The 23,124-nt window shown below is 65.0% G+C and carries 18 protein-coding genes; 11 read left to right on the top strand and 7 right to left on the bottom strand.

All coding sequences use genetic code 11. The annotated features are described in order from the left end of the window. Positions 1 to 35: 35 nt before the first annotated feature. Complete coding sequence (locus tag LC060_RS02835; RefSeq protein ID WP_226633599.1) at positions 36 to 1,949, bottom strand: ribonucleoside-diphosphate reductase subunit alpha; 1,914 nt, start codon at positions 1,947 to 1,949, stop codon at positions 36 to 38. Between the two features lie 844 nt (positions 1,950 to 2,793). Here LC060_RS02835 and LC060_RS02830 point away from each other — a divergent pair. Then, positions 2,794 to 3,039, top strand: a complete 246-nt coding sequence (locus LC060_RS02830) for a GlsB/YeaQ/YmgE family stress response membrane protein (RefSeq protein WP_039388947.1) — start codon at positions 2,794 to 2,796, stop codon at positions 3,037 to 3,039. A gap of 43 nt (positions 3,040 to 3,082) precedes the next feature. Here the strand turns inward: LC060_RS02830 and nadB are convergent, their stop codons facing one another. Beyond that, the gene (gene nadB, locus LC060_RS02825; protein ID WP_226632522.1) at positions 3,083 to 4,681 is read right to left on the bottom strand and encodes an L-aspartate oxidase; all 1,599 of its coding nucleotides are present in this window, start codon (positions 4,679 to 4,681) and stop codon (positions 3,083 to 3,085) included. Positions 4,682 to 5,023: 342 nt separating this feature from the next. Between nadB and LC060_RS02820 the strand changes: the two genes are divergently transcribed. After that, the gene (locus LC060_RS02820) at positions 5,024 to 5,245 is read left to right on the top strand and encodes a hypothetical protein (protein ID WP_226632521.1); all 222 of its coding nucleotides are present in this window, start codon (positions 5,024 to 5,026) and stop codon (positions 5,243 to 5,245) included. A gap of 46 nt (positions 5,246 to 5,291) precedes the next feature. Here the strand turns inward: LC060_RS02820 and LC060_RS02815 are convergent, their stop codons facing one another. Beyond that, on the bottom strand, positions 5,292 to 6,233 hold the full coding sequence (locus tag LC060_RS02815; RefSeq protein ID WP_226632519.1) for an ABC transporter ATP-binding protein: 942 nt from the start codon (positions 6,231 to 6,233) through the stop codon (positions 5,292 to 5,294). A 185-nt stretch (positions 6,234 to 6,418) separates the two neighbouring features. Between LC060_RS02815 and LC060_RS02810 the strand changes: the two genes are divergently transcribed. The 3 genes from LC060_RS02810 (at position 6,419) to LC060_RS02800 (ending at position 8,807) form a co-directional block, all read left to right on the top strand. Next, positions 6,419 to 6,616: a zinc-finger domain-containing protein gene (locus LC060_RS02810; protein WP_039388953.1), complete on the top strand. Its 198-nt coding sequence runs from the start codon at positions 6,419 to 6,421 to the stop codon at positions 6,614 to 6,616. Between the two features lie 254 nt (positions 6,617 to 6,870). Beyond that, complete coding sequence (gene tldD / locus LC060_RS02805) at positions 6,871 to 8,292, top strand: metalloprotease TldD (protein ID WP_226632516.1); 1,422 nt, start codon at positions 6,871 to 6,873, stop codon at positions 8,290 to 8,292. Between the two features lie 107 nt (positions 8,293 to 8,399). After that, positions 8,400 to 8,807, top strand: coding sequence for a hypothetical protein (locus LC060_RS02800; protein WP_226632515.1), 408 nt, complete (start codon positions 8,400 to 8,402; stop codon positions 8,805 to 8,807). A 652-nt stretch (positions 8,808 to 9,459) separates the two neighbouring features. Here the strand turns inward: LC060_RS02800 and LC060_RS02795 are convergent. After that, positions 9,460 to 10,638 carry an MFS transporter gene (locus LC060_RS02795; RefSeq protein ID WP_226632513.1) on the bottom strand — a complete coding sequence of 393 codons (1,179 nt, stop codon included), beginning with the start codon at positions 10,636 to 10,638 and terminating at the stop codon, positions 9,460 to 9,462. A 369-nt stretch (positions 10,639 to 11,007) separates the two neighbouring features. On the opposite strand from LC060_RS02795, the gene LC060_RS02790 reads away from it, so the two are divergent. Then, the gene (locus LC060_RS02790) at positions 11,008 to 11,865 is read left to right on the top strand and encodes an aldo/keto reductase (RefSeq protein ID WP_226632511.1); all 858 of its coding nucleotides are present in this window, start codon (positions 11,008 to 11,010) and stop codon (positions 11,863 to 11,865) included. Positions 11,866 to 11,942: 77 nt separating this feature from the next. Here the strand turns inward: LC060_RS02790 and LC060_RS02785 are convergent, their stop codons facing one another. Continuing rightward, positions 11,943 to 12,320 (bottom strand): DUF2255 family protein, encoded by a 378-nt coding sequence (locus tag LC060_RS02785; protein ID WP_226632509.1) that lies wholly within the window; start codon positions 12,318 to 12,320, stop codon positions 11,943 to 11,945. 188 nt (positions 12,321 to 12,508) lie between these two features. Beyond that, positions 12,509 to 13,276 carry a glucose 1-dehydrogenase gene (locus LC060_RS02780; protein WP_226632507.1) on the bottom strand — a complete coding sequence of 256 codons (768 nt, stop codon included), beginning with the start codon at positions 13,274 to 13,276 and terminating at the stop codon, positions 12,509 to 12,511. A gap of 234 nt (positions 13,277 to 13,510) precedes the next feature. Between LC060_RS02780 and LC060_RS02775 the strand changes: the two genes are divergently transcribed. Continuing rightward, a complete protein-coding gene (locus LC060_RS02775; protein ID WP_319005399.1) occupies positions 13,511 to 14,821 on the top strand; it encodes a multidrug effflux MFS transporter in 1,311 nt (436 codons plus the stop codon). A gap of 123 nt (positions 14,822 to 14,944) precedes the next feature. On the opposite strand, the gene guaA is transcribed toward LC060_RS02775, so the two are convergent. Next, the gene (guaA, locus tag LC060_RS02770) at positions 14,945 to 16,504 is read right to left on the bottom strand and encodes a glutamine-hydrolyzing GMP synthase (protein WP_226632505.1); all 1,560 of its coding nucleotides are present in this window, start codon (positions 16,502 to 16,504) and stop codon (positions 14,945 to 14,947) included. Between the two features lie 559 nt (positions 16,505 to 17,063). On the opposite strand from guaA, the gene gyrB reads away from it, so the two are divergent. From gyrB to LC060_RS02750, 4 genes are all read left to right on the top strand, one after another. After that, on the top strand, positions 17,064 to 19,583 hold the full coding sequence (gyrB, locus tag LC060_RS02765) for a DNA topoisomerase (ATP-hydrolyzing) subunit B (protein ID WP_226632503.1): 2,520 nt from the start codon (positions 17,064 to 17,066) through the stop codon (positions 19,581 to 19,583). A gap of 87 nt (positions 19,584 to 19,670) precedes the next feature. Next, complete coding sequence (locus LC060_RS02760) at positions 19,671 to 20,693, top strand: sensor histidine kinase (protein ID WP_226632501.1); 1,023 nt, start codon at positions 19,671 to 19,673, stop codon at positions 20,691 to 20,693. A gap of 72 nt (positions 20,694 to 20,765) precedes the next feature. Then, the gene (locus LC060_RS02755) at positions 20,766 to 22,685 is read left to right on the top strand and encodes a M1 family metallopeptidase (protein WP_226632500.1); all 1,920 of its coding nucleotides are present in this window, start codon (positions 20,766 to 20,768) and stop codon (positions 22,683 to 22,685) included. Positions 22,686 to 22,710: 25 nt separating this feature from the next. Beyond that, positions 22,711 to 23,112, top strand: a complete 402-nt coding sequence (locus LC060_RS02750; protein WP_226632498.1) for a metallopeptidase family protein — start codon at positions 22,711 to 22,713, stop codon at positions 23,110 to 23,112. The last annotated feature ends 12 nt before the right edge of the window (positions 23,113 to 23,124 follow it).

The following is a 23,124-nucleotide window of genomic DNA, read 5'->3' as shown; positions in this document are numbered from 1 at the left end:
AAGTCCGGGGCCTTTTTATGTGAACTGGCCGAGCCTTACTGGCAAGCGAGACATTCGTCGTAGTCGGTCGTCTCGCCGATCTCGAACTTGGGCGCTTCCGCGGTGTTGTCCGCCTCGACGCCGCCCGAACCGGCAAAGCCGGCACGCTGCACCGACTTGGAGCGCAGGTAGTAGAGCGACTTGATGCCCTTTTCCCACGCCTGGTAGTGGAGCATCAGGAGGTCCCACTTGTCGACGTCGGCCGGGATGAACAGGTTCAGCGACTGGGCCTGGTCGATGTAGGGGGTACGGTCCCCTGCGAATTCGAGCAGCCAACGCTGGTCGATCTCGAAGCTAGTCTTGAACACCGCCTTTTCCTCCGGCGAGAGGAAGTCGAGGTGCTGGACCGAACCGCCGTGCTCGAGGATCGAGTTCCACACGTTGGTGGAGTCCTTCGACTTTTCGGCCAGCAGCTTCTTGAGGTACGGGTTCTCCACCACGAACGAGCCCGAGAGCGTCTTGTGGGTGTAGATGTTGGCCGGGATCGGCTCGATGCAGGCCGAGGTGCCGCCGCAGATGATCGAGATCGACGCGGTCGGCGCAATCGCCATCTTGCAGCTGAAACGCTCCATCACGCCCTGATCGGCCGCGTCGGGGCACGGGCCGCGCTCATGCGCCAGCATCATCGAGGCCTCGTTGGCCTTCTGATTGACGTACTGGAACATCTGGAGGTTGAGGGCCTTGGCCATCGCGCTCTCGAAGGCGATGTTCTTCTTCTGCAGGTAGGAGTGGAAGCCCATGACGCCCATGCCCACCGAACGCTCACGCGCGGCGGAGTACTTGGCGCGGTCCATCTCGTCGGGCGCGCGGTCGATGAAGTCCTGCAGGACGTTGTCGAGGAAGCGCAGCACGTCTTCGACGAAGCGCTTCTCGCCCTTCCACTCTTCCCAGGTCTCCAGGTTGAGCGAGGAGAGGCAGCACACCGCGGTGCGGTCTTCGCCCAGATGATCGCGGCCCGTGGGCAGCGTGATTTCCGAACACAGGTTCGAGGTCGAGACCTTGAGGCCGAGATCGCGGTGATGCTTGGGCATCATGCGGTTCACGGTGTCGGAGAAGACGAGGTAGGGCTCGCCGGTGCGCAGGCGCACTTCGACCAACTTCTGGAACAGCGAACGTGCGTCCACGGTCGAGCGCACCGCGCCGTCCTTGGGGCTGCGCAGGTGGAACTCGGCGCCATCGCGCACGGCTTCCATGAACTCGTCCGACAGGAGCACGCCGTGGTGGAGGTTGAGCGCCTTGCGGTTGAAGTCACCCGTGGTGGTACGGATCTCGAGGAATTCCTCGATCTCGGGGTGCGAGACATCGATGTAGCAGGCCGCCGAACCACGGCGCAGCGAGCCCTGCGAGATCGCGAGGGTCAGCGAATCCATCACGCGCACGAAGGGGATGATGCCGCTGGTCTTGCCGTTGAGGCCGACCGGCTCACCAATGCCGCGCACGTTGCCCCAGTAGGTACCGATGCCGCCGCCGCGCGAGGCCAGCCAGACGTTCTCGTTCCAGGTGTTGACGATGCCTTCGAGGCTGTCTTCCACCGAGTTGAGGTAGCACGAGATAGGGAGGCCGCGGCCGGTGCCGCCGTTCGAGAGAACGGGGGTGGCGGGCATGAACCAGAGCTTGGAGATGTAGTCGTAGAGACGCTGGGCGTGCTCGGCATCGTCGGCGTAGGCATCGGCCACGCGCGCGAAGAGGTCCTGGTACTTCTCGCCGGGGAGGAGGTAGCGATCCTCCAGCGTTTCCTTGCCGAACGCGGTCAGCTTGTCGTTACGGCTGTCGTCCGTGACGATGGTGAAGCGACGCGGGTTGATCGACTTGGAGTCGTATTCCTTCGTCGAAGATGCCTGAGCCGCGGCTGCTGCCGAGGCCGCGGCTGCAGCAACGAGGTCCGCGCTGGCCGTATCCGCCTTGTCCATTCCGATTGCCGGGCCTGCGCCCGTCTCCTTGTTCGAGTTTACCGACGGGCTGGCAACGGTTTCTTCCGTAGCGTCCGCGCTGTCGATGCGACTGTCACTTCCGTTCCTGAAATCCACTCGTTCGCCCCATTGGTTGCCGCGCCACCTGCCAAGGCAGGCAAGCGCGTAAGTGTACCGCGCAGGGTCAAGGCGCACCGCAGCGCGGCCGCCGGGGACATCCCAGACTACCACGTTCAGCACGAAAAGGAGACCTTTGCCCCTGCTCTCGACCCTGTGGTGCCTCGCGGAGTCGCCCAAACCTGCCCCGAAATCACTTCCGGGGGCGACGCGGGACATTCCCGCGCTGCATCAAGGTTTAGAGGTTCGACCGCCGAAGCGCCACAACCCATAGTGCCGTTTCTTGGCATCGGCGCAAGAGGGGGGAGACACGCAAGCCGCGAGGCCCGAAGCCGCGCTGGACAATTGCCCAGCCGCCGCGACGCGTGGGAAGTCCTGAACCCTCATCGAACGCAAGTGAAATCTGGAGCCCTCCGGGCCATTATTTTTCCACAAAATTTGCCGACGAAACGAATCGGGAATACGACGAGCCGAGTCCCGCATCTCGCACGTCAAGACACAAAAAGCACAAACTGTGCCCCACGCGCACCCCACCGCACACCATATGTTGATCTTCCTGCAGCCGCCATGCGCCTTTTCGCAGCGCCGCTCGTCGAGCGTCATCGGCGCTGCGCCGAGCGGCGCGTGCGCCCGGCGCGCCCTTGTGCAACCCCTGCGCCGATCAGGGATTTAGTCCCTGCGCGCAAGGGGTACCTGCGCGCCATCCGGTCCTCGCAAGGAAGCCTACATGTTCAATATCATCGGCGCCATCATCGGCGGTCTCATCATCGGCGCTCTGGCGCGCTGGATCTACCCGGGCGAGGTGCCCATGTCCTGGGTCGCCACGATCCTGCTGGGTATCGGCGGCTCGCTGGCCGCGGGCCTCATCACCTCGCGCGGCAGCCGCGACTTCAACCGCGCGGGCTGCCTCGCCTCGATCCTGGGCGCGATGGCGCTGATCTTCATCGGGCGCGCGCTGGGCATCGGGATGTAGGCCCGCCCGAACCGGGCGGCCCCGGGCCGCCCTACCTTGCCCGTCAGGGCACGAGCACGGTGTCGTGCGGCTCGCGTTCGGTCTCGGGATAATCGAGCGTGAAGTGCAGCCCGCGGCTTTCGCTGCGCTTGAGAGCCGAGCGCACGATCAACTCGGCCGACTGCAACAGGTTACGCAGCTCGATCAGGTCGGTCGAGACGCGGAAGTGGCGGTAATATTCCTCGATCTCGGTGTTGAGTAGCTGGATACGGTGCATGGCGCGCTCCAGCCGCTTGGTCGTGCGCACGATGCCGACGTAGTTCCACATGAAGCGGCGGATCTCGGTCCAGTTCTGCTTGATGACGACTTCCTCATCGGAATCGGTCACCCGGCTCGCATCCCACGCGCGCACCGGGGGCGGCGCGTCGAAGGCATCCCAGTGGTCGAGGATGTGGCTGGCCGCCGCATCGCCAAAGACGAAACATTCCAGCAGCGAGTTCGAGGCCAGACGGTTCGCCCCGTGCAGGCCGCTCTCGGTACACTCGCCCGCCGCGTAGAGGCCCGGCAGGTCGGTCTTGCCATCGAGATCGGTGAGCACGCCCCCGCAGGTGTAGTGCTGCGCGGGCACGACCGGGATCGGCTCCTTCGTCATGTCGATGCCAAGCGTGAGCAGCTTCTCGTGAATCGTCGGGAAGTGCTCGCGCACGAATTCGGCGGGCTGGTGGCTGATGTCGAGATGGACGTAATCGAGACCGTAGCGCTTGATCTGGTCGTCGATCGCGCGCGCGACGACGTCGCGCGGGGCCAGTTCGGCGCGCTCGTCATAGTCCGGCATGAAGCGATGGCCGGTCACCGGGTGCCGCAGCTGCCCGCCCTCGCCGCGTACGGCCTCGGTGATGAGGAAGTTCTTGACGTCGAGATTATAGAGGCAGGTGGGGTGGAACTGCATCATCTCCATGTTGGAGACTCGCGCGCCCGCACGCCAGGCCATGGCGATGCCGTCGCCCGTCGCCCCGCGCGGCGCGGTGCTGAAACGGTAGACACGCCCTGCCCCGCCAGTTGCCAGGATGGTCGCGCGCGCGGTGTGCGCCTCGACCCGGCCCGTCGCCTCATCGAGGGCATAGACGCCCCAGACCCGGCCCGAGCCCGAGTAGCGCAGTTCATGGCGCCCGGTGATGAAGTCGATGCAGGACTGCCCGGGCAGAAGCGTGATGTTGGGGTTCGCCTGCGCGGCACGCAGCAGCGCGTCCTGCACCGCCCAGCCCGTGGCATCGTTCACGTGGACGATACGGCGGTGCGAGTGCCCACCCTCACGGGTCAGGTGCAACTCCCCGTCCTCGGTGTTGAAGGGAACCCCCAGATCCAGCAGCCGCGCGATGGCGTGGGGCGCGCGCTCGATCACGAATTCGACCGTTTCGCGCCGGTTAAGGCCGGCCCCGGCCACCATCGTGTCGCGGATGTGCTCATCGAAGGTATCGCCCTGATCGAGCACTGCGGCAATGCCGCCCTGGGCCCAGGCCGTCGATCCGCCCGTCAGACTGCCCTTGGCCAGCACGAGGACCTTGAGCCTCTCGGCAAGGGCAAGAGCCGCGGTCAGACCCGCGGCGCCGGATCCGATGACAATGACGTCATACGAAGTTGTACTAGGGACGTTATCCTGCATCGCGCCTCATTGCCGAGTGCGCGCAACAATCGCAAGATATCTCACGAAAGCAGTAGACTATTGTTGCAATGCAGCAGCTAGGTAATTATACTTAGATCCGCGCAGTCAGAGGCCGCCCTCAACTGCGACTGAGGAGAGCACCAGCTTTCGGGTTAACGATAAAAAACACACTCAGGCAGGTCAAGCTGAATAACTAACGAAATAATTTCGCTTGAGACTTGGCGCCGCACATTCCGGCATGCCGCATCACGCGATTTCAGGACTCTGGCCAAGGGTGGTCCACTTCGCGTCACGACACAAGAACATGCCTCGTCCAACCCGATTACTGAGAGCACTCAGGCAATGACCAAGACCACGAAACCCAGAAAAGGCTTATCGACCATGCTCTTTCGCTTTTGCTGGTTGAATCGCCACCAACCCGACCGCCAACATGCCAACTGGGACGGGCACAGCTTCGTCTCCACCTGCACGCAATGCGGCGCCGCAATTCGCCGTCACAAGAAGAATGTCTGGCACAAGGAGTGGATGGAGCGGTCCGATGACGCCCTCCCCAGCCTTGAATAAGCCTGAGCCGCGCCGAACCGAAGACCCTCCCCCCTTTCCTTGCGTGTTACGCCGTCAGGCTGACGAACACGTCTTCCAGATCCGCCTCGCGGGTCGTGACGTCGACAACAGAAAGCCCCTGCGCCTGAAGGGCTGAGAGGACCTCTCCTGCATTCGCACGGTCCTTGTCGTACGTGATCTCAAGCCCCGTATCGCCGACCGTACGGCACTTGATGAAGCCGGGATGCTCGGGAAGCTGGGCCACGGGCTGGTCAAGCGTCAGCATCAGCACCTTTTCGCGCGCCATGCCGATCAGCTCGCTCGTCGGCTTGTTGGCGATGAGTTCACCGTGGTTGATGATCGCGATGCGGTCACACAGCTCCTCGGCCTCCTCCAGATAGTGCGTGGTAAGGACGATCGTGACACCCTCGCGGTTCATCTCGGTGACGAGTTCCCAGAGCTGGCGGCGCAGTTCCACGTCGACACCGGCCGTCGGCTCATCGAGGACGAGGACAGGGGGCTGGTGGACCAGCGCCTTGGCAATCAGCAAGCGCCGCTTCATGCCCCCCGACAGGCTGCGGGCATAGGCGTCGCGTTTGTCAGCCAGGTGCACCGCGCGCAGCAGTTCCTCGGAACGACGCAGGTGCTTGGCGATGCCGTAGAAACCGGCCTGGTTTTCCAGCACCTCGATCGGCGTGAAGAAGGGGTCGAACACGATTTCCTGTGGCACGATGCCGATCGCGCGCTTGGCGTTGCGCTGATCGTGGTCGATGTCGTGCCCCCATATATCAACCGAGCCCGAAGTCTTGCGCACGAGCCCGGCCATGATGTTGATCAGGGTCGACTTGCCCGCACCGTTGGGCCCGAGCAGGCCGAAGATCTCACCCTGCGGCACATCGAAGCTGACCCCCTTGAGGGCCAGCTTGGCCTCGGCCTTGCCGACAGGCGCATAGCGCTTGACGAGGTCGCGGATCGAAATGGCGGACGAGAGGGCAGGAGAGGCAGTCATGGCGCCCCATGTGGGCCAGCTTTGGCCCAAGGTAAAGAGCGCAAAGCGCAAAGCGCAAAGAGGACGACCAGCCAGGCGCGCCCCTGTCCAGATTGCCCCGCATGCAAGCGCGCTGCGTCCTGCGCACGCAGCTACGCGCGTTTGCCGCTGGAAATCGCGTGCGCCCGCTGGTAAAGGCATCGTCCATGAGCAACGTGCCTGAAACCGTCTTCACCGATTCCCACCGCGTCAAGTGCGATGGAGCCACCGACATCCGTGCCGGAGCCGCTCTTGGCCATCCGCGTGTCTGGCTCGAGATCGACGAGAAGGGCTATGTCGAATGCGGCTATTGCGACCGCCGCTTCGTCCTCAAGGGCGGCCCCGCCGACCAGCAGGCGGCCTGAGCCTTCTGCCCTTGTCCCTGAACGGCCTTTGCCGCTCCGGGCCAAACTCCTCCCACCTGTAGAGCGGCGCAAGCCAGGCCTTACGCGTGCCGGGACGCAGGCGTTTAGTCTGATGGCCTCGCATGTGTGGCGCCAAGGCAGGCTCTTTGGACGCAGCCTCGCGGGGCCCGCCCTGCTGGCTGTGCGGCCCGTGCGAACAGCCAGGCCGCACGCAATGGCTTTCGCCCACCGGACTTGACGCCTATATGATGGAAATGTCTTCCATCGTTGATCCCCGCTCGCTCCTCTACCGCCACCTCACGCCCGAGGACGCGCAAGCTCTGGCCGCTGAAACGCTGCGCGCGTGCGACGATGGCGAACTCTACATGCAGTTCATGGCGAGCGAGGCTTTCGGCTTCGACGACGGACGCCTCAAGACCGCCGACTATTCGCGCGACGCCGGGTTCGGCCTGCGCGGGGTCTCGGGCGAGATGACGGGGTTTGCCCACGCCAACGAGATTTCCGCCAAGGCCATCCGGCGCGCGGGCGAAACGCTGCAACTGCTCGATCCCGCGACCGGCCCCAAAGCCGGACCACCTGCGAAAAGCAACCGCCACCTTTATACAGATGCCTCCCCGCTCGACCTCGTCGGCTTTGGCGAGAAGGTGAAGCTGCTCGAAACCATCGATGCCGCCGCGCGCGCGCGCGACCCGCGCGTCGCGCAGGTCAGCGCCAGCCTCTCAGGCTCGTGGTCCGTGGTCGAGATCGTGCGCCCCGACGGCTTCATCGCCACCGACGTGCGTCCGCTAGTGCGCCTCTCGGTCTCGATCGTCGCGGAAAGCAACGGGCGACGCGAGACCGGCTCGTTCGGGATGGGCGGACGCTGGCTCTACGACGACCTCTTCCGCCCCGAGAACTGGAACCGCGCCATCGACGGCGCGCTTGCCCAGGCCCTCACCAACCTGGAAAGCATCGATGCGCCTGCGGGCGAGATGACCGTCATCATGGCTCCGGGCTGGCCGGGCGTGATCCTGCACGAAGCGGTCGGCCACGGCCTTGAGGGCGATTTCAACCGCAAGGGCACCTCGGCCTTTGCCGGGCGCATCGGCGAACGCGTGGCCGCGCCTGGCGTCACCATCGTCGATGACGGCTCGATCGCGGACCGGCGCGGCTCGCTCTCGGTCGACGACGAGGGCACCCCCACGCAGGAGACCGTCCTGATCGAGGACGGCATTCTCAAGGGCTACATGCACGATCGCCTCAACGCGCGCCTGATGGGCGTCGAGCCGACTGGCAACGGGCGCCGCGAAAACTATGCGCACGCCCCCATGCCGCGCATGACCAACACCTTCATGCGCGCGGGCGAGCAGGACCCCGCCGAACTGCTGAGCGGTGTGAAGAAAGGTATCTACACCAAGAACTTCGGCGGCGGCCAGGTCGACATCGTCTCGGGCAAGTTCGTGTTCTCGTGCACCGAGGCCTACATGGTCGAGAACGGGAAGCTGGGCGCGCCCATCAAGGGCGCGACGATCATCGGCGATGGTCCCTCGGTGCTGACCCGCGTGACCGGCATCGGCAACGATCTCGAACTCGACCGCGGCATCGGCGTATGCGGCAAAGGCGGCCAGAGCGTGCCGGCGGGCGTGGGCCAGCCCACGCTGGTGGTCGAGGGCCTGACGGTCGGCGGTACCGCCTGAGACAACCGGATAAAAAGTGCCGGGGCCGCGACGAACGGTCAGCCCCGGTTCAGGACCCGGTGCTAAGCTTGGCAAGCAACTGAGCATGCGTGATGGAGATCAACACCATGAAAGCCCGTTTCGCCGCACTCGCCGCCGGACTTGCCGCGGCCGCCAGCCTTGTGTCCGCGCCTGCCGCGATGGCCAAGGAGAAGCTTACCGGCGAGGAGGAACTCGCCAAAATGCTCGAAGGGCGCACGGCGGGCGAACCGGTCAAGTGCATCTCCTACTCGCGCCTCAGCAACGCCACGATCATCGAGAAGACCGCGATCGTCTACAAGGTCGGCAGCACGCTCTACGTCAACCGCCCGACCAACGCGGACCTGCTCGATGACAACGATATCCTGGTGACGCGCATCTTCGGCTCGCAGCTGTGCAATGTGGATACGATCCAGCTGCGTGATCGGATGACCCCCAACATGTGGAGCGGCTTTGTGGGCCTGCGCGAATTCGTGCCCTACAAGAAGACCAAGTAAGCCTCCCCACACCTGTTCGACGGTCCCTTGCCGAAACGGTCACGAGCCTCTCGTGGCCGTTTTGACTTCAAGTCTCCTTGCGCGATGCGCCTGAGCAACAGGCCCCGCAGGCCCTCTGTGGCGACGGCCCGCTGACTGCCAGGATCCGAACGCCTCCCCCCCAAACGACAAAGGGCGGCCCCGAAGGACCGCCCCATGCCTGGTAATGGTATGTGCGTGACTCTGACGTCGGATCCGAGATCAGACCAGGGTCAGTGCGAAGACCAGGGCGCTGGTGCCCAGAGCCGCCGCGGCACCGACAGTGCGGTGAAGAATGGCCATAATCGATACTCCTGCGAACACGTTTCGTGCTTTTCGTTTTATCGCTCGCTCGCGGCATTTCGTCGCGATCGGCAGGAGTGCGAAATAGGCGTCTGCCGAATTATCGCAAATCCAAAAGCAACAATATTGCTTGCATAATTTGCATCAATGCGGGTTCGAAAATTTCACAGACCATCCACGAATCCCATGGCAGAGAGAGCCAAAATCCGCCCCTGAACCGTGCTTTCTGGCAAATCGTGTTCGCCTGTCGGAAATCAAGCCCCCGCCATGCAGTCGCAAGGCACGCAACAAAATCTATCCGATTGCGGATTCCTGTACCGCTGGCGCCACGTCAGCCGCGGCGCAAGCGCGGCCAGGCCAGCGCGAAGATCGCGAGCGCTACCCCGGTCAGCCCCAGCCCGGCAAGGATGGGGGAACGCAGCCCCCAACCCGCCTCGACCGTGAGCGCGCCGCCGATGGCCCCCACCGCGTTCGCGATGTTGAAGGCGGCCATGTTGAGCGCCCCCATCATCGTGGGCGATTCCGGCGCCATGCGCATCATCTGCACGGTGATGGAGGGGACAGCCGCGTTGAGGAGGAACGAGGCCACGAAGAACATCGCCATCAGACCAACCGGCAGTCCAGCCACGAAATACATGACCAGCATCGCCGCCATTGCGCCCGCCAGCGAAAGGATCATCGCCCGGAAACGATAGCGGTCAGCCATCCCCCCGCCCCACAGCGCACCCAGCGCGATGCCAAAGCCGATCAGCATCTGGGCCAGCGGCGTCATGCCCGCCGACATACCCGCCACATCCGTTACGAGCGGTCCGATGAAAGTGTAGATGGCAAAGAGGCTGGAAACCGCGAACGAGCCGAACAGAACCATGATCCACACGTTGATGCGCCGCAACGAGGCCAGTTCCTGCCGGATCGGGCCTCCGGCCAGATCCTCGCGCTGGGGGACCGCCAGCGCCAGCACCAGTCCGGCAACCAGCGCCAGCAGGCCGATGGCGGTATAGGCCGCGCGCCAGTCGAGCTGCTGCCCGATCCAGGTGCCCACCGGCGCGCCGATGATGGTCGCCACAGAAATGCCCGAGAAGACAAGCGACACCGCGCGCCCTGCCCGCTCAGGCCCGACAATCCGCGTCGCCACCACCGAGGCCGCCCCGAAATAGACGCCCTGAGGTAGGCCGCTGAAGAAGCGCCCCACGACCAGCGAAACGAGATCACCCGCCATCGCGGTGATGAGATTGGCCAGGAAGGCGAGCCCGATCAGGGCAATCAGGAGACGCTTCTTGTTGAGCCGGGCCGCCGCAATGGTCAGCACCGGGGCCCCCAGCGTCACGCCGAGCGCGTAGGCCGTGATGCCGTTGGTTGCAACCGGAATCGAAAGATCCAAATCCTTCGCGAACAGAGGCATCAGCCCCATGCTGGCAAATTCGGACGTCGAGATCGCGAAGGCCCCCAGGCCCAGCGCCAGCAGAGCCAGCGCGCTTTGCCGCGCGTCCGGCGTGGTCGTATCGGTCATGATCGGCAGATTACCTCGTCGTGCGGAAAGGAGGCGGACGACGGCGCACAGGCCGCGTCCATGCAGTTCCCGCTATCTAGGGCAGAAGAACAGAGGCGGATAAGCCGTTCATTGCTTCGTGCCACGGTGAGGATCGCTCATTCACGACGCAGCGCGAGGATCGCTTTCGCCGCTGGCGATCCATCACCCCACGAGTTCCGGACAGGGGCAGTGAATTCTGCTCACCACCGCATCCAACGCACAGGATCTAGTTCCGCCCCCGGCGGCTTCCTACCTTGGCGGCAGTTTCCCCTACCCGGCCCGCTACGGCCCTTTCGTGCAAAGGGCCCCGCATTGAGGGCCATAGACGACAAGGATCAAGGAAAGACCATGATCACGAACGAAACCTATACCCTCGCCAACGAGATCACCGTCCCCAAGCTGGGTCTTGGCACCTGGATGATCGAGGACGACAAGGTCGCACAGGTCGTGCGCGATGCGGTCGAGATCGGCTATCGCCACTTCGACACCGCACAGGCCTACGGCAACGAGAAGGGCGTGGGCGAAGGCATCCGCACCTGCGGCGTCGATCGCAAGGAGCTGTTCGTCACCACCAAGCTGGAAGCGGACATCAAGGACTTCGAAGTTGCCAAGGCGGCCATTGAGGGCTCGCTCGAAGCGCTTGGCCTCGACTACATCGACATGCTGCTGATCCACGCGCCGCAGCCCTGGGGCGAATTCCGCAAGGGCGAGCATTTCTTCGAAGGCAACCTTGCCGCCTGGAGCGCGATGGAAGAGGCCTACAAGGCAGGCAAGCTGCGCGCCATCGGCGTCTCGAACTTCGAGAAGGTCGATCTTGAGAACCTGATCGAGAACGCCACCGTCAAGCCGATGGTCAACCAGGTCCTCGCCCACGTCAGCAACACGCCCTTCGAACTGATCGAATACACCCAGTCGCAGGACATCCTCGTCGAGGCCTACTCCCCCGTCGCCCACGGCAAGATCCTCGACAACGAAAAGATCGGCGAGCTGGCGGGAAAGTACAGCGTCTCGATCCCGCAGCTGTGCATCCGCTACGCGCTGCAGCTGGGCCTGCTGCCGCTCCCCAAGTCCGCGACCAAGGCGCACATCGAATCGAACGCCCAGGTCGATTTCGAGATCTCGGCCGAGGACATGGAGACGCTCAAGACCATGGAGCGCATCAAGGACTACGGCGATGCGAGCATGTTCCCGGTCTTCGCCGGCTGATCGGACGCGCGCCAATGGCGCATGAAAAAGGCCCCGCATCTCAGGTCGAGATGCGGGGCCTTTTCGTGTGTCCAAGGTCACTGCGCCTTGGGTGTGACGCGCATCGTCGCGGCGCGGGCGCGCTCGGAAATCATGGAGCCCAGGTAGCTGCTGGCGCCGTACTTGGCGCGGTAGGCCGCATCGATGCGGTCCTGCTCGGCGGGCTCGTCGACCGGCGCGAAAGCAACCGTGCGGTCCATGCCCGCAGCGGTGATGCGCCCTGCCTTCTCGCGCAGCGCGGCCTGGTACCAGCGTGAACGGATGCCGTTATAGGCACGCACGTAAAGCGCCCCGTCCGCCACCACCGACCAGATGAAGGTCAGCGTGCCGGGCGTTGCGCCGTCTTCGCGGTAGGGGGCGATGCGAAAGTCGTCCGAGGCGGCAAGGGCCTCGAGTTCGTCGGATGTCCAGTTCATCGGGCCTGTCTCCTCTCGGCAGCCCCGCCCGCCGCGCAGGCGGGACCGCAATGCGGTTGACGAAGGAAGGTCCCGATGCCGCCTGCGAACGATGGGAGGAGGTCGCAAAGCGGCATCGGGAGAACGCAGGCGAGGCCCTCAGGTACCGGGGACGGGCGCCGCCTGCGCGAAGTGGGAGCGCAAAAGGCTCAGTTGATCGAGAAGCCGCCGTCGACGGTCAGCGCAGTCCCAATCACGAAGCTGGCGCCGTCGCTGCACAGCCACAGCACGGCCTGCGCGATCTCCTCGGCTTCGCCCAGGCGGCCGATGACCTGCAGCTTCATGAATTCGTCCATCGCCTCGGGCTGATCGTTGAGCATCTTGGCGACCATCGGCGTGTTGATCGTACCCGGGCACACCGCGTTCACGCGGATGCCCTGCGCGGCATAGTCCATCGCCGCGCTCTTGGTGAGGCCCAGGACCGCGTGCTTGGTGCCGTAATAGATGCCCAGCGCCTTGCCGCCGACGAGACCGCCGACCGAGGAGCAGTTGACGATCGCGCCGTGGCCCTGCTTGCGCATCTGGGCCAGCTCGTGGCGCATGCACGACCATACGCCGCGCTGGTTGATGTCGGTCACGCGGTCGAATTCGGCGACCGTCTGGTCGGCCATCTCAGCCGGGGTCGGCTGCACACCGGCGTTGTTGTAGGCAAAGTCGAGCTGGCCCCAGGTCTCCACGGTCTTGGCCACGAGGGCTGCGACGGCATCGTCGTTGGCGACGTCGCATGTCACGGCGATAGCTTCGGCCCCGCCCTCGACGAGTTCCGCAGCGACCTTCTCGGCCAGCTCGGCGCTTACGTCCGAGACGACGACACGCGCGCCCGCAGCGGCGAAGGCCTTGGCGGTGGCGTAGCCCATGCCCATACCCGCGCCCGTCACGAGGGCGACCTTGCCGGCGAAGTCATAGTTCACGTTCATGGATCTGTGTCTTTCCAATTGCTGAGAGAGTTTCGGGACACGGCGGTGTCCGTGCACACAGGCTTTCCAAGACGTGGGCGGCACCTGCGGTTCCGCCCGGCCTTGCCCCGGCGCGCTGCACGGCGCGATGAGAAGAATTCACCTCACAACCAAAGGCGGCTTCAACGTCGCCGCACACCCACAAGGTCACCTGCGAATTTCCACCCGCCTACCCCCCGCGCGCGGGCGCGCAAAATGAAGGGATCTCACCATGGCGGTGAAAGAGCGGCGGACTTAACAAACAGGGGGGCCAAGCCCTATCTGCGCACCATGCGCCCCGATTCCCTCCGATCTTCCGCCGCGACCACCACGCCTCCCCGTCCCTCCGGCGCAGCGATCACGGCAACCCTCGCCGGACTCATGGCCTTTGCTTCGCTGTCCACCGACATCTACCTGCCCGCCCTGCCCGACATGAAGGGTGAGTTCGGACGCGGGGTGGAGCTGACCCTTTCCACTTTCCTCATCGGCTTCAGCCTGGGGCAGATCCTGTGGGGGCCGATCGGCGATCGGCTTGGACGGCGCGGACCGGTGCTGGCGGGCCTTGCCCTTTTCATGGTGGGATCGGCGGGCTGCGCGCTTGCGGACACGCTGCCCCAACTCCTAGGCTGGCGCGTGGTCCAGGCGCTCGGCGCCTGCGCGGGGCCCGTGCTTGCCCGCGCCATGGTGCGCGACCTGCATAGCCGCGACAAGGCTGCACAGATGCTCTCGATCCTGATGCTGATCATGGGCGTGGCGCCGCTGCTGGGCCCGCTGATCGGTGGGCAACTGCTGCGCTTTGGCTCGTGGCACCTTTCCTTCTGGCTGCTCGTGGCGGTGAGCGCGGCCATGTTCGTGGCCGTCCTGCGCCTGCCCGAAACGCTCCCGACCGAGCGCCGCAACCAGACGCCGATTGCCCGCTCCTTCGCAGTCTACTGGACGCTCCTCAAGGACCCCGTGGTGCTGGGCTACGGCATTGCAGGCGGGTTCTATTACGCGGGGATCTACACGTATGTCGGCGGATCGCCCTTTGCCTACATCGAATACTACAACGTCGATGCGCGGGCCTATGGCCTGCTGTTCTCGCTCGGCATCTTCGGGCAGATGGCGCTCGGTTTTGCCAACTCGCGCCTCGTGATGCGCGTGGGCAGCGAGCGTATGGCACGCATGGGCGCGCTCCTTATCGGCGCGGCGAGCCTGGCGACGCTGGCGACGACCTACACGGGCCTTGGCGGCCTGCCCGGCCTCGTCATCGCGCTTCTCCTGTTCATGTCGGGCAACGGCATCTTCATCGCCAACATCGTGGCCGGTGCCATGGACGCCCATCCCGAGCGCGCCGGCGCCACCTCGGCGCTGGTGGGCGCGATGCAGTTCGGCAGCGGCGTCTTTGCTACCGCGCTGCTGGGCTGGATGGCCGACGGCACGCCGCGCCCGATGGGCACGCTCATCGCGACGGTCGGCCTGGGCACGCTCGTCGCGACCTTTGCGGTGACCGCCTGGAAGCGCCGCCGCGAAGCGACGATGGCCTGAGCCCCCTCCCCCCTTGCTTCCCAACGAAAAAGGCCGCCGCTGCGAACCTGCAGCGGCGGCCTTTTCGTATCTATCGTCGGGGGTGAACCCAAGCGCTTCAGCGCGCAGGCCCGCCTCGTGCGATCATTCCCACTCGATCGTACCCGGGGGCTTCGAGGTGTAGTCGTAGACCACGCGGTTGATGCCCTTCACCTCGTTGATGATACGGGTGGCAACCCGGCTCAGGAACGCGGCGTCGAAGGGGTAGATGTCGGCGGTCATGCCATCGGTGGAGGTCACCGCGCGCAGCGCACAGACATTGTCGTAGGTGCGCCCGTCGCCCATCACGCCCACGGTCTTGACCGGGAGCAGCACGGCGAAGGCCTGCCAGATCGCGTCGTAGAGACCCGCGCTGCGGATTTCCTCGAGGTAGATCGCATCCGCCTTGCGCAGGATGTCGGCCTTCTCGCGGCTGACTTCGCCCGGAATGCGGATGGCAAGGCCCGGCCCCGGGAAGGGGTGACGGCCCACGAAGATTTCCGGCAGGCCCAGCTCACGGCCCAGCTCGCGCACTTCGTCCTTGAAGAGTTCGCGCAGCGGCTCGACCAGCTTCATGTCCATGCGCTCGGGCAGGCCGCCCACGTTGTGGTGGCTCTTGATCGTGACCGAAGGGCCGCCGGTGAAGGAGACCGATTCGATGACGTCGGGATAGAGCGTGCCCTGGGCCAGGAACTCGGCGCCGCCGATCTTCTTCGCCTCGTCCTCGAAGACGTCGATGAAGGTCTTGCCGATGAACTTGCGCTTCTTCTCGGGATCGGTGACGCCCTCGAGGCCCTTGAGGAACAGCGTCGAGGCGTCGACGTGGACCAGCGGGATCTGGTAGGCGCCGCGGAACAGCGAGACGACCTGCTCGGCCTCGCCCATGCGCATCAGGCCATGGTCGACGAAGACGCAGGTCAGCTGGTCGCCGATCGCCTCGTGGATGAGGACGGCGGCCACCGCCGAATCGACGCCGCCCGAAAGGCCGCAGATTACCCGGCCATCGCCGACCTGTTCGCGGATCTCGTCGATCTTGGCCTTGCGGAATTCCGCCATGGTCCAGTCGCCCGAGAGGCCGCAGACGTGGCGCACGAAGTTCTTGAGCAGCTTGCCGCCGTCGGGCGTGTGCACGACTTCGGGGTGGAACTGCATGGCATAGATGCGCTTCTCGTCGTTGGCGATAACCGCGAAGGGCGCGCCGGGCGAAGAGGCCACCGGGCGGAAGCCGTCGGCCAGCTGGGTCACCTTGTCGCCATGGCTCATCCAGACCTGGTGCTTCTCGCCGACCTTCCAGAGACCGTCGAAGAGCGCGCACTCGTCCTGGATTTCGATGAAGGCCCGGCCGAACTCGCCCGAATCGCCCAGCGTCACTTCGCCGCCAAGCTGGTGGGTGAGCGACTGCTGGCCATAGCAGATGCCCAGGATCGGGAGACCGCTTTCAAGGATCACATCGGGAATGCGCGGGCCGTCCTCGTCGAGGACCGAAGCGGGCGAGCCCGAGAGGATGATCCCCACCGGCTTCATGCGCTCGAAGGCTTCCGCCGCGTTGGTGAACGGGGCGATCTCGGAATAGACGCCCGCTTCGCGGACGCGGCGTGCGATCAGCTGGGTCACCTGGCTGCCGAAATCGACAATCAGGACCGATTCAGTGGTCTGGATGCTCATGGCTGGCCGATAGTCGGGCGCGCCCGCGCTGTCCAGACACTCCGAACGCGCGAAAGGAACTTTATGCAGGCCGCAAACCCCCGGTTGCCGCCGGAAGGAGAGCCCCTCGCCACCCGGGCCGCTCCCCATGATTGTATGCCGTGCATCTTAGACCAAAGAACGTCGTGGCGATGCGCCCCTCGCCTTGTTCGTTGCTGTCAAGTGGCGTAGTGTTGCTGGCGAGCCGGGAAAACCGGCCGCTTTTGGGAAATCTTGAGGAGGATGTCATGACACTTGTCGAAAAGTCGATCGGCTTTGCCGCTGCACTAGGCATTTGTGCGCTTGGGTTCGCACTCACGCTGGCCTGAGGACACGCCGCGGCCACCGCCGCGCCGCGAAAGCCTGACGCAACCACCAACGGGCGGCCTCGCAAGGGTCGCCCTTTTCCATGCCCGATCACCAAGGCCCGATCGCAGTAGCCTGCCCCCGAACCGGGCCCTGCCGCTGCCTTGTGGATAAGGACAGCCCCCGGCTTGCGGTTTTGCTTGGGTTTGACCGCCGCGATGCTATAGCCGGAAACATGGCTACCGATCCCGAAAACCAGAAGAACAGCAACGCCTACGGCGCAGATTCGATCAAGGTCCTCAAGGGGCTGGACGCAGTCCGCAAGCGTCCGGGCATGTACATCGGCGACACCGACGATGGCTCGGGTCTGCACCACATGGTCTTCGAGGTCTCGGACAACGCGATCGACGAAGCGCTCGCAGGCCACTGCGACCTCGTCCTGATCGAGCTCAACGCCGACGGTTCGGTTTCGGTGGAAGACAACGGCCGCGGAATCCCGGTCGACATGCACAAGGAAGAAGGCGTCTCGGCCGCCGAGGTCATCATGACCCAGCTTCACGCGGGCGGCAAGTTCGAGAACACCTCGGACGACAACGCCTACAAGGTCTCGGGCGGCCTCCATGGCGTGGGCGTTTCGGTGGTGAACGCGCTTTCGGAATGGCTCGAACTCACCATCTGGCGCGACGGCAAGGAGCACTGGATGCGCTTCGAGCACGGCGATGCCGTGGCCCCCCTCATCGTCAAGGGCGACGCGCCCCGCACGGACCAGAACCCGGACGACAACGGCTTCAAGAAGGGCACGCGCGTGACCTTCCAGGCGAGCCACGAGACGTTCAAGAACGTCACCGAGTTCGATTTCGACAAGCTGGAACGCCGTTACCGCGAACTCGCCTTCCTCAACTCGGGCGTGCGTATCCTGCTGCGCGACCTGCGCGGCGAAGACGTGGGCGAGCATGACCTCTACTACGAAGGCGGCATCGGCGCCTTCGTGCAGTACCTCGACCGCACCAAGAGCGCGCTGATGGAAGCGCCCATCGCGATCACCGCGGACAAGGACGGCATCGGCATCGAGGTCGCGCTGCAGTGGAACGATTCGTACTACGAGAACGTCCTCACCTTCACCAACAACATCCCCCAGCGCGACGGCGGCACCCACCTCGCCGCGTTCCGCGCCGCGCTGACGCGCACCTTGAACGGCTATGCCGAGCGCGCGGGGCTGCTGAAGAAGGAAAAGGTCACCCTTTCGGGCGATGACATGCGCGAAGGCCTGACTGCGATCGTCTCGGTCAAGTTGCCCGACCCCAAGTTCTCCAGCCAGACCAAGGACAAGCTGGTCTCCTCCGAAGTGCGCCAGCCGCTCGAAAGCCTGATGGGCGAAAAGATGAGCGAATGGCTGGAGGAAAACCCGGCAACGGGCAAGGCCATCATCCAGAAGGTCATCGATGCCGCCGCCGCGCGTGAAGCGGCCAAGCGCGCGCGCGAACTCACGCGCCGCAAGGGCGTGATGGACATTGCCAGCCTGCCCGGCAAGCTCGCCGACTGCCAGGAGCGCGATCCTTCGCTGTGCGAACTGTTCCTGGTCGAGGGCGACTCCGCAGGTGGTTCGGCCAAGCAGGGCCGCGACCGCAAGACGCAGGCCATCCTTCCCCTGAAGGGCAAGATCCTCAACGTCGAGCGCGCACGCTTCGACCGCATCATCTCCTCCAAGGAAGTGGGCACGCTGATCCAGGCCATGGGCACGGGCATCCGCGACGACTTCAACCTGGAAAAGCTGCGCTACCACAAGATCGTCATCATGACCGACGCCGACGTTGACGGCGCGCACATCCGCACCCTGCTCCTGACCTTCTTCCATCGCCAGATGCCCGAGATCATCCGCGCCGGGCACCTCTTCATCGCGCAGCCCCCGCTCTACAAGGTCGCCAAGGGCCGCAGCGAGGTCTACCTCAAGGACAACGCCGCGCTCGACCGCTACCTCGTCGAGGCGGGCCTCAATGGCCGCGTGCTGGAGACCGCCGGCGGTGCGCGCACGGGTCAGGACCTGGAAAGCCTGGTCGAACATGCGATCCGCATGCGCAATCTGATGGCCTTCGTGCCGCGCCGCTACAACGCCTCAATCATCGAGGCCCTGGCGCTCGCCGGCGCCTTCGCGCCCGATCTTTCGACCGAAGAACGCGCCGCGGCCTACAAGAAGACCGCCGAGTGGCTCGAGTTCGCGGACAGCGAAGCCAAGTGGAGCGTCACTCCCACTGAAGGCGGCGCGCTCGACATCAACCGCGTGTGGCGCGGCGTGACCGACAACCACAAGATCGAGGCCGCCTTCCTCACCAGCGCCGAGGCGCGCAAGCTGGCCAAGCTCGCCGCCGAACACGCCGATGTCTATTCCGCGGTCAGCCGTCTGGTGCGCGCCACCGCGGTCTCGACCGACGACGGTGAGACCGAGGGCGAAGAGGACGTGCAGCGTCCCACCGCCGATGCGGATGCCATCGCGCGCCCCAGCCAGCTCCTCGAAAAGGTGCTCGCGGCCGGGCGCAAGGGCCTGTCGATCCAGCGCTACAAGGGCCTTGGCGAAATGAACGCCGAGCAGCTCTGGGAAACCACGCTCGATCCCGAGAACCGCGCCCTGCTTCAGGTCAAGGTCGAGGATGCCGACGTGACCGACGAAATCTTTACGCGCCTGATGGGCGACGTGGTCGAACCGCGCCGCGACTTCATCCAGGAAAACGCGCTCAACGTCGCCAATCTTGATATCTGATCCGCCGCCGATCCGGCGGACGATCACCGGCATGGCGCAGACCCTCGCGGCGGTGCCATGCTGAAGTTCCTGACAGGCGGCGGCCGCATGGCCGAAGCAATTCGCACCCACGACTGGACAGACCATCCCCTCGGCCCGCCTGAGGGATGGTCCGCCACGCTCAAGACCACCGTGGCCACCGCGCTGGCCTCGCGCTTTCCCCAATGCGTCGTCTGGGGCGAACACCTCACCACCATTCCCAACGACGCGTTCCTGCCAATCCTGGGCAACAAGCCCCCGGCGCTTGGGCTCCCATTCAGCACGGTCTGGGCCGAAGCCTGGCCGACGATCTGCCCCATCGCCGACCGGGCCTTTGCAGGCGAGCCGACCTTCATCGAGGATTTCCCACTCGTGGTGGAGCGCCAGGGCGCCCCGGAGAATGCCTGGTTCACCTTCTGCTACGGTCCGGTGCGCGACGAGCGCGGCACCGTGGTCGGCATGCTCGACACCGTGATCGAGACGACCGGCGCCGTCCTTGCACGCCAGCAGGCCGAGGTTGTCGCGCAGGAACTTGTCCACCGGGTCAAGAACGCACTCTCGGTCGCGCAGGCCATCGCCGCCCAGACCCTGCGCGGCGACATCTCGCTCACCGAGGCCCGCAGGCGCCTCGAAAGCCGCCTTCAGGCCATGGCCCGTACCCACGATGTGCTCATCCGCACCGACTGGCGCGAGGCCGATGTGCAGACGATCCTGGAGCATATCCTGGCGCCCTATATCGACCGTCCGGGCCGGATCGCGCTTTCCGGCCCGCGCCATGTCGTGACCGGACGCCAGACGCTCTCGCTCGCGCTGGCCATCCACGAACTCGCGACGAACGCCGCCAAGTACGGTGCGTTGAGCCAGGACGAAGGGCACGTTTCGCTCAGCTGGACCGGAGGCCGGGATCAATCCTTCGTACTCAGCTGGCACGAACGGGGCGGCCCCGAAGTCACCCCACCTACCCGGCGCGGGTTTGGCACCCAGATCCTGGAGCGGATGCTTCCGGGCGATTTTGGCGGGAGAAGCGAACTCGAATACGCGCCGGACGGTTTGCGCTTCACGCTCATGGTCCCGCAAACACACCGAACTTGAAGCGCAGCGCCTATCGAAATACGCGTATCCGTGCCGCTTGCGCAATCCGACACGCGACCATAAGTTGCCGCGATGCGTAAACTTCTTGCCCCTTCCCTGCTCGGCGTCCTCCTTGCCGGAACCGCCCCTCTTTTCAGCGTCCCGGCCCTGGCGGCCGATGCGTACGAGGCCACTGCTCCTGCCCCGATCCTGACCTCGCCCGAAGCGCGCGATGTCTTGACCCATGCCGAGCCGGAAGCCGCGCGCGTGACCCACGTCTCGCTCGATCTCGACGTCGATTTCGCCAGCAAGACGCTCGCCGGAACGGCCACGCTCGACGTCCTGGCCGACGCCGACGCCAAGGAGATCGTGCTCGACGTCAAGGACATGACAATCGCGTCCGTCACGGACGGCAAGGGCACGCCGCTCAGCTACACGCTGGGTGAGCCCGACAACGACGAGCTTGGTTCGGCCCTCACCGTCCAACTGAACGGCGCAAAGCAGGTGCGCGTTACCTACCGCACCTCGCCCAAGGCCTCTGCGCTGCAATGGCTGCCGCCCGAGATGACCTTCGGCAAGACGGAGCCTTACCTCTACAGCCAGGGCCAGGCGATCCATAACCGCTCCTGGGTGCCCACCCAGGACAGCCCCGGCATCCGCCAGACCTGGGACGCCACCTTGCGCGTACCCGGTAACCTTGTCGCAGTGATGAGCGCCGAAAAGCTGTCGGGCGACACGGGCGAGGCTCTGCCCGACGGGCGCCGCGCCTTCCGTTTCCGCATGGACAAGCCGGTCCCGCCCTACCTCATCGCCTTTGCCGTGGGCGACCTCAAGTTCAAGTCGCTCGGCCCCCGTTCGGGCGTGTGGACCGAAGCGCCGATGCTGGAGAAGGCAGCTTACGAATTCGCCGATGTCGAGAAGATGATCGATGCGGCGAGCGCGCTTTACGGCCCCTATCGCTGGGGCCGCTACGACATGCTGCTGCTCCCGCCCGCCTTCCCCTACGGCGGCATGGAAAACCCCATGCTCACCTTCCTGACACCCACCATCGTCACCGGCGACCGCTCGAACACGGACGTCGTCGCGCACGAACTGGCGCACTCCTGGTCGGGCAACCTCGTCACCAACGCGACCTGGTCGGATTCGTGGCTCAACGAAGGCTTCACCACCTACTTCGAGAACCGCATCATGGAAGCGCTCTACGGCAAGGAGCGCGCCGCAATGTACGCCGATCTCGACTGGGATTCGATGATGCGCGACATCGCCGCCATGGGCGATGACATGAAGCCGGGCATGACGGCGGCGCCTTCGCGCCTCCACGGCAATCCCGGCGAGGGCGAGCTAGACTACACCAAGGGCTCCAACTTCCTGCGCATGCTGGAAAACCGCCTCGGCCGGAAAGCCTGGGACGCCTACCTCACCTCCTACTTTGACCGTCACGCCTTCCAGCCGCAGACGACCTCCGGTTTCTTGGCGGACCTGCGCGAACGAATGCTGAAGGACAAGCCCGACGCCGAACTGGCACTTCAGCTCGACCGCTGGGCCTATGGAGCGGGCGTTCCCGACAACGCGGTCCACGTGAAGAGCGAAACCCTCGCGCAAGTCGACGAGTTGCTGGAGGGCATTGAAGCAGGCGGCCCGGTCAGCGCCATCGACACACAGGGGTGGAGCACGCAGCAGTGGCTGCGCTTCCTGAATGGCTTGCCGCGCGAGCTCAGCCAGGAGCGCCTGCGCGAACTTGACGAAGGGCTCACGCTCTCCAATTCGGAGAACGCCTATGTCCAATCGGCCTGGTTCGAGCTGGCCATCGTCAACCGCTACGAGCCTGCCTTCCCGGCGATGGCCGAATTCGTCGGGCGGATTGGGCGCGGGTTGCTCGTCTACCCGATCTACCAGCGCCTGATGCAGCAGGAAGGCTGGGGCCCGGACAAGGCGCGCGCGATCTTCGCTACGGCGCGTCCCACCTACCACCCCGAGACCGCTGCGGGCATCGCGCGCATCCTCGGCGAGTAAGTCCGAACAGGAGAGGACACCGGCCATGCCCCATCGCATCGGACCTGCCCCGAGCCCGCAACAGTTCGAGGCGATGGCGCTGGCCGCCTTCACCCGCATCCCCGCCCCCTTCGCCGAGCATCTTGAGGGCATCACCGTTCACATCGAGGAGTTCGCCGATGCCGAAACGCTGCAGGCCGTCGGCCTCACCGAACCGTTCGACCTGACCGGCCTCTACCACGGCCATCCGCTGGGTGATGAGAGCATCTGGACCGGTGGGGAGTTGCGCCCGCGCATTACCCTCTACCGCCAGCCGCTGCTTGCCGAATGGTGCGAGACGGGGGTGAAGCTCGAAGACCTCGTCACCCATGTCGTCATCCACGAGGTCGGCCACCATTTCGGTCTGTCCGACGACGACATGCACGCGCTCGAAGCGGGCGCGCGTTGAATTTTCCGTCAC

This window comes from Novosphingobium profundi, assembly GCF_020524485.1.
GTDB classification, from domain to species: domain Bacteria; phylum Pseudomonadota; class Alphaproteobacteria; order Sphingomonadales; family Sphingomonadaceae; genus Novosphingobium; species Novosphingobium profundi_A.
Note: the sequence above shows the minus strand (reverse complement) of the source record. Positions and strands in the feature narration are given on the sequence as shown.